This is a genomic window from Ureibacillus thermosphaericus (assembly GCF_012396605.1).
GTDB lineage: Bacteria > Bacillota > Bacilli > Bacillales_A > Planococcaceae > Ureibacillus > Ureibacillus thermosphaericus.
Genome location: NZ_JAAXPW010000030.1, coordinates 26,838 through 39,343 on the forward strand (window position 1 = coordinate 26,838; position 12,506 = coordinate 39,343).

At 33.7% G+C, this 12,506-nt stretch carries 14 protein-coding genes; 3 read left to right on the forward strand and 11 right to left on the reverse strand.

Annotated features, from left to right (window positions below; genetic code table 11):
• Positions 1–8: 8 nt before the first annotated feature.
• The 3 genes from HF990_RS11500 to HF990_RS11510 form a co-directional block, all read right to left on the reverse strand.
• On the reverse strand, positions 9–878 hold the full coding sequence (locus HF990_RS11500) for a M15 family metallopeptidase (RefSeq protein WP_168412641.1): 870 nt from the start codon (positions 876–878) through the stop codon (positions 9–11).
• 111 nt (positions 879–989) lie between these two features.
• Positions 990–1,748, reverse strand: coding sequence for a membrane protein insertase YidC (yidC, locus tag HF990_RS11505; RefSeq protein WP_096549802.1), 759 nt, complete (start codon positions 1,746–1,748; stop codon positions 990–992).
• Positions 1,749–1,839: 91 nt separating this feature from the next.
• Complete coding sequence (locus tag HF990_RS11510; protein WP_016838327.1) at positions 1,840–2,643, reverse strand: helix-turn-helix transcriptional regulator; 804 nt, start codon at positions 2,641–2,643, stop codon at positions 1,840–1,842.
• 484 nt (positions 2,644–3,127) lie between these two features.
• Here HF990_RS11510 and HF990_RS11515 point away from each other — a divergent pair, with 484 nt between their 5' ends.
• Both HF990_RS11515 and HF990_RS11520 read left to right on the forward strand, forming a co-directional pair.
• The gene (locus HF990_RS11515; protein ID WP_016838328.1) at positions 3,128–3,778 is read left to right on the forward strand and encodes a LytTR family DNA-binding domain-containing protein; all 651 of its coding nucleotides are present in this window, start codon (positions 3,128–3,130) and stop codon (positions 3,776–3,778) included.
• A 347-nt stretch (positions 3,779–4,125) separates the two neighbouring features.
• Positions 4,126–5,646 carry a succinate CoA transferase gene (locus tag HF990_RS11520; RefSeq protein ID WP_016838330.1) on the forward strand — a complete coding sequence of 507 codons (1,521 nt, stop codon included), beginning with the start codon at positions 4,126–4,128 and terminating at the stop codon, positions 5,644–5,646.
• Positions 5,647–6,014: 368 nt separating this feature from the next.
• On the opposite strand, the gene HF990_RS11525 is transcribed toward HF990_RS11520, so the two are convergent.
• The 8 genes from HF990_RS11525 to murB all read right to left on the reverse strand — a co-directional run bounded on the left by HF990_RS11525 (position 6,015) and on the right by murB (position 11,510).
• Positions 6,015–6,317, reverse strand: a complete 303-nt coding sequence (locus HF990_RS11525; protein WP_016838331.1) for a hypothetical protein — start codon at positions 6,315–6,317, stop codon at positions 6,015–6,017.
• 83 nt (positions 6,318–6,400) lie between these two features.
• The gene (locus tag HF990_RS11530; protein WP_016838332.1) at positions 6,401–6,679 is read right to left on the reverse strand and encodes a GNAT family N-acetyltransferase; all 279 of its coding nucleotides are present in this window, start codon (positions 6,677–6,679) and stop codon (positions 6,401–6,403) included.
• 53 nt (positions 6,680–6,732) lie between these two features.
• Positions 6,733–7,656, reverse strand: a complete 924-nt coding sequence (locus HF990_RS11535; protein WP_096549805.1) for a DUF1002 domain-containing protein — start codon at positions 7,654–7,656, stop codon at positions 6,733–6,735.
• Between the two features lie 106 nt (positions 7,657–7,762).
• Positions 7,763–8,617, reverse strand: a complete 855-nt coding sequence (locus HF990_RS11540) for a CvfB family protein (RefSeq protein WP_016838334.1) — start codon at positions 8,615–8,617, stop codon at positions 7,763–7,765.
• A 24-nt stretch (positions 8,618–8,641) separates the two neighbouring features.
• The gene (mntR, locus tag HF990_RS11545; protein WP_016838335.1) at positions 8,642–9,055 is read right to left on the reverse strand and encodes a transcriptional regulator MntR; all 414 of its coding nucleotides are present in this window, start codon (positions 9,053–9,055) and stop codon (positions 8,642–8,644) included.
• Between the two features lie 128 nt (positions 9,056–9,183).
• On the reverse strand, positions 9,184–9,468 hold the full coding sequence (locus tag HF990_RS11550; protein ID WP_016838336.1) for a late competence development ComFB family protein: 285 nt from the start codon (positions 9,466–9,468) through the stop codon (positions 9,184–9,186).
• 222 nt (positions 9,469–9,690) lie between these two features.
• The gene (locus HF990_RS11555) at positions 9,691–10,464 is read right to left on the reverse strand and encodes an exodeoxyribonuclease III (RefSeq protein WP_016838337.1); all 774 of its coding nucleotides are present in this window, start codon (positions 10,462–10,464) and stop codon (positions 9,691–9,693) included.
• 134 nt (positions 10,465–10,598) lie between these two features.
• Positions 10,599–11,510: a UDP-N-acetylmuramate dehydrogenase gene (gene murB / locus HF990_RS11560; RefSeq protein ID WP_016838338.1), complete on the reverse strand. Its 912-nt coding sequence runs from the start codon at positions 11,508–11,510 to the stop codon at positions 10,599–10,601.
• Between the two features lie 252 nt (positions 11,511–11,762).
• Between murB and HF990_RS11565 the strand changes: the two genes are divergently transcribed.
• Positions 11,763–12,293 (forward strand): YceI family protein, encoded by a 531-nt coding sequence (locus HF990_RS11565; protein WP_026019078.1) that lies wholly within the window; start codon positions 11,763–11,765, stop codon positions 12,291–12,293.
• Positions 12,294–12,506 lie beyond the last annotated feature (213 nt).

Below are 12,506 nucleotides of genomic sequence, written 5' to 3' on the forward strand. Positions count from 1 at the left end.
AATTCTTTTTATTTATCAATTCCCAAATATTCTTCTAAAGTTAATCCTGAATCTTTTACTTTAGTTGCAAGCTCCACACCTAAATAACGAAAATGCCAAGATTCATACATATAACCTGTAATGTGCTCTTTCCCTTTCGGATATCTTAATATAAAGCCGTATCTATGTGCATTCTCTGCTAACCATTTACCAGCTTCCGATTGTCCAAACGCTTCTGTAAGCCATAAATCTTCACGGCCTTTTTCACCAATATCAAAGGCTAAGCCTGTTTGGTGTTCGGAATAACCAGGACGTGCACTGTAGCGATCTGCATTCTCTTTGCCATCTCGTTCTACATATTTGTTATAAAGTAATTCCTGATATTCATAAGAACGATATGTACTAAATGCTACTAATTCAAAACCTAATGTTTTTGCTTCTTGGGCCATCAACTCAAAAGCGGCACGAGCTTCTACGTTTTCACCCGGTGCATAATCTTTTGGAAGTGGATATTTTTTATTCGCAATCAGTACTCCCTTAATATAAGTAGGCTCACTAGGCAATGTTTGCCCTTCAATATAACCATTATTCTCTTTGTATTTCTTATCTTCTGGTTTCTGTTGTTGTTGCTGTTGTGGTTTTTGGTGAGGTTCTTCCCCTTCAACTTTTCCTTCATCTTGTGAGTCGCTGGAATTTTCCAATTCATCTTCTAATACTTCAGAATTTTCCTTTGCTTCTTCAAGCCCATTTTCTTTTTCTTCTGAAATAGCCTGATCTTCCGTTTTAATTGTTTCACTCTCATTGTTCAGATTGTTATTAATGAAAACGATGGAGACAATAGCAATGATCATTATCAACAAAATACCAAGTAGTGTATAATGCTTTTTTTTGTTTTTCATAAAATCACCTAATCCCGTCTCATTTCAAAACACGCTCTATTATTTTAACACTATTTTCTCATATTTACTTCAAAAAAATTAGTCGAGCCCATTTAGACTCGACTAAACTACTTATTTTGCTTCTTCAACTGGATGCTCAGAATAATATTTTCTTCCTATATAGGTTTGTAAAATTAGTAATATCCCGCTGACGGACCAATATAACGGTAATGCCGCCATGGACGAAATTGAGATGATTACAATCATAATCGGCGAGATATAAATCATCATTTTCATTTGTTGCTTTTGAGCTTCTGGAACTGTCCATAATGAAACTCTCGCTTGTATGAAATAAACAATTCCAGCTATTGCCGTTATAACGAAATCCGGTGTTCCTAAATTAAACCATAAAAATTCGTGAGTTTTTACCTCGTCTGAATACAGAATAGCAAAGTATAGCCCCATGATGATCGGCATTTGAATTAAAATCGGCAAGCATCCTAAATTTAACGGGTTAATATTATGTTCACGGTATAAGGCTAACATTTCTTGTTGAATTTTCATTTGTTCTTCTTTTGTTGTTGCCTTTTTTAATCTTTCTTGGATTTCATCCATTTTAGGCTTAATAACATCCATTTTGGATTTCATAATCGATTGTTGGCGATAATTACGCAACATAAAAGGCATCAAAATAAGACGAATGAGAATTGTAATCGCAATAATCGCTAAACCATAACTACCGCCAAACCATTCGCCAAGCGTATTCAACAACCAATCCATTGGCTTGACAAAGGTATGATAAAAGAATCCTTCTTGATTTTCAACTGCTTGGCATCCTGATAACACTAGTAACATGATGCCGAAAAGTGAAAACAGCATTAGTTTTTTCATTTTTCCACCTACTATTAAATTCTAACTAAATTGAAGTATACGGAATATACTTTATAATTTCAAACAGCAGGTGTCAAAATGAAAAACAACTTTATATTTTTTCTTTTTCGACGTTTGCTGTTTCTGGAAGTTCGAATCTAAAAAAATCATGATGCAATTCATCTCTGAAGTGTTTCGGTGTAACTCCGGTATACTTTTTAAAAATACGAGTAAAATAACTTTGGTTGCAAAAATGGAATTGTTCAGAAATGGATGTAATGCTTTTATTTGTATGTCTTAAATAGTATTGGGATTCTTCTACTCTTCTTACATTTAAGTATTCTACCAATGTAATTCCTACATGTTCACGGAAAATGCGGGACAGGTGGCTTGTACTAATATGAAATTTTTGCGCAATACTTTCTACCGTTAAATCATTTTCTAATTCATCATTTATGTACATGATTACTTTATTGACAGTTTGATGACGGAATGTAGGTTGTTTTCGATCCGCAATAAAACTTACATAAAAGTCTATTAACTCATCAGCAAACTGTAAGAACTCTGCATCTTTCATTTTATTTTGAATCATGTCTATACAAGCAACATTAAAGGCAAAGGCTTTCTTCGAAGGCACTTGATTCTCCATAAGTTTTCTTGCAACAATCGAGGAAAGTGTCATAAAATAATTTCTAACTTCTTTAATAACTTGCTTTCCAAAACGAATTGATAAGATATCAATTAGCTCGTGCAATGATTTTTTCGCCTTATCTGCCTCCAAATGGAATATTTCAAATAACAGACGTGATTCAATGGTAAAAAATTCTTCAATACCGGTGTATTGATTAATACTGTCAATTTCTTGAAAATATCTCTTCGAAATCGTTTCAGAAATTGATTGTTGGTGTAGTTGCATAAAATACCCCATCTTTCTTCAGAATGAAATTTGCATCAATCGTATATATGTCAATAGTTACTATACTAATATAACCAATCATAAAAATGCTATAAATAAAAATTTTTTAATATGAAAAAGGTGACAATTTGATTAGTTTCATACTAAAAATCTGTCCTAAAGACCGAAAAAAATTGAAAATTTAAATAAATATTTATAACTAAAGTGAATATTACCATAATTTTCGTTTTTTTTTCAACTCCCATTTCCTAATTAAATTACCGATGAATATTATCTTTGATTCACACTATGGAAATGTGATTTCTGTTTTTCAATAATATATATTTCCTAATAAAATAGAACTAGATTTTTCAACAAATTTTTTCATTAACTCAGATGCAAAATGTTCTTATGTTATTACATTCTTCTCTATTTCTTTTCTAAAAATATGTAGTAAAATAGAAATTATTAAAATTATAAATGTGGACAAACGAGGTGTTTTAGAGTGGATCCAAAAGAAATAGAAGAAATTATGGATGTCATTAAAGAATTCTTCCCTGAAAATACATCCATCGCTATTTCAGATACTAAAGAATATATATATTATCAGCCAAGTAAACATGTGGACTTAAAAATTAAACCTGGCGACCCAATTAAAGAAGGTTCTGCTGCATATAAAGCAATACAATATGGTAAAAAAATCAACACTTACATTGAATCCGATGTTTTTGGCGTTCCTTACTATGGTATGAGTATCCCTTTAATTACTGAAGGAGAAATTAAAGGGGCTGTCACTGCTATTTTCCCTCAAAAGCCATCACCTTTTTTAACAAACTACATTACAATCAAAGTTGATGATTGCTGGTATCCAATTAAACATAATGAAGTTGTTTATTTAGAAACTCAACTTCGCAAAACTTTCGTAAAAACAATGGATAAAGAAGGATTCCATCGTTTAAATCTAAGCGATCTTGAACTGTTCCTATCCAACGACCATTTTATTCGTTGCCATCGTTCATATATCGTAAACATCGATTATATTGATGAAATTCAACCTGATTCCCATTCAACATTCCTTTTAGTTATGAAAGATGGTACTAGAATTCCTGTAAGCCAAAGATATGCAAGCTACTTCCGTCGTTCATTAGGTTTCTAATATTTCGCTAACGAAAGTGTTTTGGCACATACTTTGCAGCAATTTCATCATATAAATTTTTTAAATAAAATTGCCGTTTTCCTTTGAGAAAGCGGCGTTTTTTTATATCAACCAACATATTTATATAGTTTTTTAATTTTCTAAAATAATTTTTTGTCGAAAAATCTCGTATTTTCTCGTTCAAACGATAATTAAGCATTTTCATGCAACATTTGAAGATTGTGTGACAAAGAAGTGCTATTATTAATGTATTCTTGAGCATGGCAACGTTACTCGCTCAATATACTGAAAATTCTTACAAGCTTTTTTCTCTGTTCAACACGAACATCAATAAAGGGGAGGATTATATGAATTCAATCATTGAAAAAAGAATTGGTATACCACAATTAAAAGAACGTATTGTATCTGCCGAAGAAGCAGCTGCCCTTATCCCAGATGGTGCAGTAGTCGGCATGAGTGGTTTTACACGTGCAGGGGATGCGAAAGTTGTTCCTATGGCTCTTGTTGAACGAGCAAAAAAAGAACAATTCAAAATTGATGTATATACTGGTGCTTCACTTGGACCTGAAGTAGACCATTACCTTGCAGAAGCTGGCGTTATTCGTAAACGTGGACCTTACCAAGGCGAAAGAGCAATGCGTAATTTGATCAACAAAGGTGACATTCTATATGTAGATGCACACCTTTCACACAATGCTGAGTTAGTACGTCAAGGAATTATCGGTCCAATTCAATATGCAATTATTGAAGTTTGTGCAATTACTGAAGATGGATTACTTATTCCAACTACATCTGTAGGTAACGCACCAATTTTTGCACAATACGCTGAAAATATCATTCTTGAATTAAATATTTCCCATCCAGAAACTTTAATTGGTATTCATGATATTTATATTCCTGGTCCTCAAGGTGAGCGTGAACCAATTCCTTTAACAAATGCAAACCAACGAATCGGTGAAAAAGGAATTCGCGTTAACCCAGAGAAAATTAAAGCAATTGTCATTTCTGAAGAGCCAGATGCTCCTTCACTAATCGTTGATCCAGATGAAGAAACACAAAGAATGGCAAATTTATTATTAGACTTCTTCCGTTCTGAAATTAAAGCTGGACGTTTAACAAACCAATTAATGCCGATTCAATCTGGAGTTGGATCTGTAGCAAATGCTGTTTTAGACGGCTTTAAAGAATCTGAATTTGAAAATTTACAAGTTTACTCTGAATGTTTACAAGATGCTGTATTTAATTTGATCGACGCTGGAAAAGTAAACTTTGCATCTGCAACATCCATTACTTTAACTGCTGAAGCACAGCAAAAAGTATATGGCAACATTGAAAAATATATAGATAAAATTTGCTTGCGTCCTCAAGAAATTTCTAACCACCCAGAAATCGTTCGTCGCCTCGGATTAATTTCTATTAACGCTGCACTTGAAGTAGATATTTACGGTAACGTGAACTCTACTCACGTAGCTGGAACAAAAATGATGAACGGTATCGGTGGTTCTGGAGACTTTGCTCGTAACGCTCGTCTAACTATTTTCGTAACAAAATCTTATGCAAAAGGTGGAGCAGTTTCATCCATCGTTCCAATGGTTTCACACCATGACCATACTGAACATGATGTGGACATCATCGTAACTGAACAAGGTATCGCTGACTTACGTGGTCTAGCGCCAAAAGAACGAGTGCCGTTAATCATTGAAAACTGTGCGCATCCAGATTTCAAAGATCAACTTTGGGATTATTATCATCGAGCAGTAGAAAAATACGGAAATGTTCAAACTCCTCATATTTTAGAGGAAGCATTAAGCTGGCACGTGAACCTATTGAAAAACAACACGATGAAAAAAGAAGTAGAAGTAAAATAATGTATGATTTTATTAATAGCACAAACTAATCATTGGTTTGTGCTATTTTTTTAGAACATTACATCAATCGAATACGTTCAAAGCTTCCACATATTAAGAAAATTTCCAAACTATCAATATGTATTATGATGGGCTTTAAAGAAAACAGATTGATAATAAAGCATAAACAATTGCAAGGTTGGGACAATAACACCGCGCTAAATAAAATGGCCGATTGGGGGGTGTCTAGAAAGCCGAAAATATTCTAGACATCCTCAAATTATTTTATGATTTGCTCCTGTGGTAGTCAAAACAAGTTTCCACAATTCTCGTCGCTACTGCGACCATTTTTCTTTTGAGTTCGTTATCCCAACCTTGCACTAAAATAGTTATCTAACTTCTTGATTGTTTTCGTTATAATAAATAACCGCCGTTTGTAGGCCACTTTCTGCAATCATATTGTTTTCTCTAATTTTTGTTTCAGTATCATCTGCAGCCGTTTCAGCAATTTCTTTTAAATCATTATTATTATTTTTGCTATAACGCTTTTCACCAAAGTCAGTTTCCTTCGAGAATGTTGTCCTCATATTTTTTATCATCTTCATCGTTTTATCTCGATTTTCTTTTTTGCTGAGAAATGCTGCTACACCTGCTACAAATGCAGTCAATACAACACCTTTCCCTTTTGCCATGGAAATAACTCCTTTCATTTTCTTTTCTTACTGACAATAAAAAAAGTGACATAAAAACATAATGTTCTTATGTCACTTATCTTTTACGCTTTTACATCATCATATACACCACTACGAAACTCATTCACGACGTAAGAGCATATAGGATTCATTTTATATTGATGTTCCCTCGCATATTCCACTGCCCGTTCTAATAATTTTTTCGCGACACCTTGCCCACGAAGCTCTGGTGAAACGAAGGTATGCGTCATATCCATTATTCCATCATGCTGATTCCACGTAATTTCTGCTAACATTTTCCCATCTTTTTCATACTCAAAAGCAAAGTAGTTCGTCCCTCTTTCAACAAGTTTAAATTCCATAAACATTCCACCCCTTTTTGAATTACTATATCATAGGGAACATGCATTGTAATTTAGTTTGCTTCCTGTTCTTCAGAAGATGAGAACCATGAGGAAATTGTTTCGATTAATTTGCTAAAGAAGTTTTTCACTTTTTCCCAAAATCCTTCATCATGCAGAAGATTTCCAAACTTTTCTTCAATCTTTGAACTGATGTTTGACAATTGATCTGCCCATTTTGAAAAATCAATATCCAGCTGTCGAATTCGGTCCATTAAATCAATCAACATTTGTCTATCAGCATCACTTAACTCAATTTGTAATTTTGATAATTGATCTGTTACTATTTTCTCCACTTCTTCCCTTGTTTGTGGATCAATTTCAGCAATTTGCTTTTTAATCTCCGTTAATAACTGCGCAACTTGTTCATCGCTAATATTTGCGTTATCAGCAAGTTCTGTTGCGACATATAATTCTTCGTTTGCAACATCTGTTCTTTCAATATCTAATGTTTCTCCTGTTTTTACTTCATATGCTTTGTAAATTCCAACAAGGGCTGAATGTCCCGTTACTGGCTTTGGAGCGGCTACTTCCACTGTTGCATCTTCTAGGCCCGCCGTCAACATGGCATTCGCATACATTTCAGATGTCACTTCTGTTATATTTTCCGGCGTTACGATGCTGACTGTAAGGCCTTTCCCCTCTTCTTCTCGAGTAATTTTGGCTGAAGAATACATGCGAGCATTTGGATTACTATTACTAATGTATTTTACTAAGTCTTGACCGGAAACGATGATTTCATCTACTTCTTGTTCTTCATCTACTCTTAATACTTCTCGTACCATTTCTTTTTCAGTATCTGAAAGGTTTGCACCATAAACCACTATTGGAACACCTAGTTTTTCGTTAATCGTTTTAGGAGTGGCTAATGCTTGTCCAGGCATAAGCGTACTGAACATGAAAAACAAACCAGCTATGATTGACAACCATTTCTTCATTCATAATTCTCCTTTCAAACCTAAACTTCAGGTTTGCTCATAATTAGTACGAATAAAAAACACAAAAGGTTTCCGTACTGTCCTTTTGTGTCTATTCATAGAAGCATTAAATTATTTCCGTCCAACCATCTTCTTGTTTTACTTTTTTTTGTTTCATGAGCACACCTAAAGCTCGTTTAAATGCACCTTTACTCATATCAAACATTGCATAAATCTCTTCCGGAGTCGACTTATCGCTAAAAGGCATCTTTCCTCCTACACTTTGTAGGTACTCATAAATCTTCTCAGCATCATTGCTGAGTCTTTCGTGACTGCGAGGTAGCATGGAACCATTCATTGTTCCATCTTCCTTGACAGCAATAATCCGAACTTCTACGTCTTGCCCTAGCCTTGGTTCAGATTCCATTTCACTATGGTGTACAAATATTCGATAAGGATGATCTATACCTAATAAAAACGAACCTACTGGCAATAGCCGATAAGCTCGAGCCATTATATTTTTATTAAACAATTTTTCAGAAGCCTCTTCGTACAACTCACTTACCTTTTCTTCTGTTATGAGACGCCCAAACAATTCGCCCTTTCGATTTGTATACAACGTAATAAATAAGTGATCTCCTGCCTTAGGCCATAAAGAACGAATTTTTGGTAAATCTTCTGCTTTCACAAGGGCTTCCCGAGTTGAGCCGATATCTACAACAGCACCTTCATTCGAGATTTTTAATACCTTTGCCCATCCATATTCTCCTTGAATAATATGCGGTACCATTGTTGTCGCTAATAACTCCCCACGGCGATTCGCATATAAAAATACCTTTATACGATCTCCTACTGTGAGAGGGGTAGCTACTTCAGAACTATTAAGTGGGATTTCTAGTTCACCATTTGTCAGTATCCACCTTGAACCAGCTTTCTCTAGGACTGTTAGCTCTACTACTTGACCAGCTTTTAAATCTTTCATTATTGCTTCCCTTCCGCCAATAAATTATGGTTGTTGTTTCATTTTTTCAAGCTTTTTTACAATTTCCTCATCTTCTTCTAACAATTGAACTAAATCTGCGATGCGGTCGATTGAATTCCAACTTAAATGATGTTCAATCCCTTCCACATCTTCATAAATCTTATCTTCATCAACACCAATGAGTCTTAAAAATTGCTCAAGAAGTTCATGTCTTTTAACAAGTCGCTTCCCAAGCTTTTCTCCCTTTGGTGTAAGTGTTAACCCTCTGTATTTTTCATATACCAAATAACCGTCTTTATCTAGTTTCTGCACCATTTTTGTTACGGAGGAAGGTAAAACCGATAAAGCTTCAGCTATGTCAGACACCCGGGCATATCCTTTTGTTTCAATTAATAAATATATTTGTTCGATATGATCTTCCATACTAGGTGTTGGCATAACACGACCCCTCACTTTCGTCTATCATATTCAGTTTACTACAATGTAACTAAAAAATGTAACTTTTAACGGCAAAAGAATCAAACAAAAATGTCCAAAAAGTTTAGTTTTCAACTTTTTGGACATCATTACTCTACATGACCCCTTCTTTTGCCCACTGCATGAATAGCACGTATGATTTCCTTATTAATGTTTTCTATATTTCTTGAGTCCTTTAATTCGTTAAACGCTTCTTCTCGAGCATTTAAAGAAACCACATAATATGTAGGCAAATTATTTAACACATTTGCCACTATATTTAATTCGCATTCTTCACAATTACAGAATGTTTGATATTCCACACTTCGTAAAAAATAACGAACAAGTCCACTTACTATTTCTTCCATTACATTCACTAATCTTAGTTGTGACATTTATTTTTTCTCTCCGTTCAAACTATACTTTTATTAATTAATACTATAAACGGATAGAACAAAATACTCAATAGTATCAAGTTATTTTTTCATAATAATCCCATATAAATACAATTTCATCTTGTATAATTATTTCAAAATTTGCCATTTTTATTAACATTTTTACATTTTATCCTGAATGCTATATCTTTAGTAGGGATATCTATTATTGATAATTGCCTATTATTTATGAACTAATAAATTTTCATTTAATTCCAAAACAATTGGACAGTGGTCACTTCCTAAAATTTCAGAATGTATTTCACTATTTATGATCGCATCGACAATCAAATCTGAAACGATAAAATAATCGATACGCCATCCAATATTTCGTTCTCTTACTTTATTCATATAGGACCACCAAGTATATGCATCTGTTCGGTTTGGATATAAATATCGAAACGTATCAGTAAAACCTTCTGATAATAATCTTGTCATTTTTTCCCTTTCTTCAAAGGTAAACCCAGAATTTCCGATATTGGATTTGGCATTTTTTAAATCAATTTCTTGATGAGCGACATTTAAATCTCCACAATAAATAACAGGCTTCTTACGATCTAACGCTTTCAAATAATCGAATAAATCATCTTCCCATTGCAATCGTTTATCCAATCTTGCTAAATCCCTCTGTGAATTTGGTGTATACACATTTACTAAATAAAATGAATCGTATTCTAATGTAATAATTCTGCCTTCTGATTCAGAATCCATTTCTCCGACTCCATATTTTACGGAGAGAGGTTTATGCTTCGTAAAAACTGCTGTTCCTGAATACCCCTTTTTCTCTGCATAGTTCCAATACTGATAATATCCTTTTAGCGGCAGTTCTACTTGTCCCGCTTGACATTTCGTTTCTTGAATACAAAAAAAATCTGCATCCATTCTATTAAAGTAGTCTAAAAATCCTTTCTTTAAACAAGCTCGTATTCCATTAACATTCCACGAAATAAATTTCACTTTCCCACCTACTATGTATGAAAAATTTAAAGAAAAGCAAAATAAGGGAGAAGCAACCTTTTTAATGAAGGTTGCTGCCTCCCTATGAATAATAAAGATTCAATTGGGAAATTTCCAATGATTTATCTTGGACATTAATCTTCTCCAACAATTTTCACTTCAAGTTCTAGCTCAACACCAAATTTTTCTTTTACAACTTTTTGGACCATTTTGATTGTTTCTATATAATCCGTCGCAGTTGCGTTTCCTTTATTAATAATAAATCCAGCATGTTTTGTAGAAACTTCTGCTCCGCCAACCCCTTTTCCTTGAAGACCACTATCTTGAATTAATTTTCCAGCAAAATAACCTGGTGGGCGTTTAAATACGCTTCCTGCTGAAGGATATTCTAACGGCTGTTTAGATTGTCGTTTATAAGTCAAATCTGCAATTTTTGCATCAATTTCTTCTTTATTACCTTTTTCTAGTCGGAATAATGATGAAAGCACAATATAGTTCTTCTGAGCTATAATGCTTTTTCGATAACCTAATTCCAATTCTTCTTTTGATAATACAAGACGCTTTCCTTCCCTAGTTAGTACTGTGGAATGAACGATGATGTCATTGATTTCTCCACCGTAAGCACCGGCGTTCATCGCCATTGCTCCACCTACTGAACCTGGAATTCCACAAGCAAATTCTAAGCCTGTTAAACTTGCTTCTGCTGCTTTTTTGGAAACATCCATAATAAGTGCTCCACTTTGTGCATACACTTCGGTTCCTTCAATTTTTATTTGATTGAGTTTCGATAAATTCATTACAATTCCACGAACGCCACCGTCACGAACAATCATGTTAGAACCATTTCCTAAAATTAACAACGGAATTTGATGGTTATACGTATACTGTACAATTGCCTCAACTTCCTCTTCCGTCTCCGGCATGACTAATATATCAGCATTTCCTCCAAGTTGTGTCATTGTATATTTTTTTAACGATTCGTTTATTTTTATATTTTCTTTATTTGTAACCCCAGATAAATCCTTAACCCATTGTTCAATTGTCATAAAAGCATATTCCTTTCCTGTATTAAACCTTGTATCTGTAATTGTATACTTTTTGACAAGCAAATATATGCTTTAATTGCAAGAATTTTACGATTATTTTCCAACTTTTCAAAACATAAATCTTTCCTCGATAAGTGTACCATGTTTTCCATTAGTTATAAAAGTTTAGACTATAAATAATACTTCCAAGTATTGTCTCTAACATTATAATAAACTATTATGAAAATAAGAATGTTGAAAGCAGGTGAAAAAATGAAAAAGTTTGCTGTAGATTTTTCCCACTCTTCCATCACTTTTTCTGTAAAACATATGATGATAGCAAATGTAATAGGCCACTTTAATTCTTATCATGCGGAAATCGAAGCAGATTCAATTGAAGATTTAATAAATGCAAACATTAGTATAGAAATTGATGTAGCCAGTATTTCAACAAACGATTTATTGAGAGATCAACATTTAACTTCAAACGAGTTTTTTTATGCGGATAAATATCCAAAAATCACTTATAACGTAACAAGCATAGAACAAATCGATCATAATAAATTTTACATACATGGTGATATGACAATAAAAGAAGTAACAAAACCTGTGATCTTTGAAACGACTTATAAAGGACATGTTAAAAGCCCTTGGGGACAAGATACATATGGATTTTCAGCAGCAGCGAAAATCAACAGAAAAGATTTTGACTTAACTTATAATGCAAGGTTAGAATCTGGAGGACTTCTAATTGGAGAATTAGTAGATGTTAATGCGGAATTTGAAATTTATCCAATACTATAGTGTTTTATAAATCTAAATCTATTTAAGAAACATAGTGGATTAGATAAACATTTTTAATAAATACATATTGAAGCGTCCATACATTTATAATCGAGTAGGAGGGAGCGATTAACTCCCGTCCTCTCACACCACCGTACGTACGGTTCCGTATACGGCGGTTCAATTAAGATGATTGACGCAAGTCTTTATAACTTCCGTGAATAGCTGTTCTCT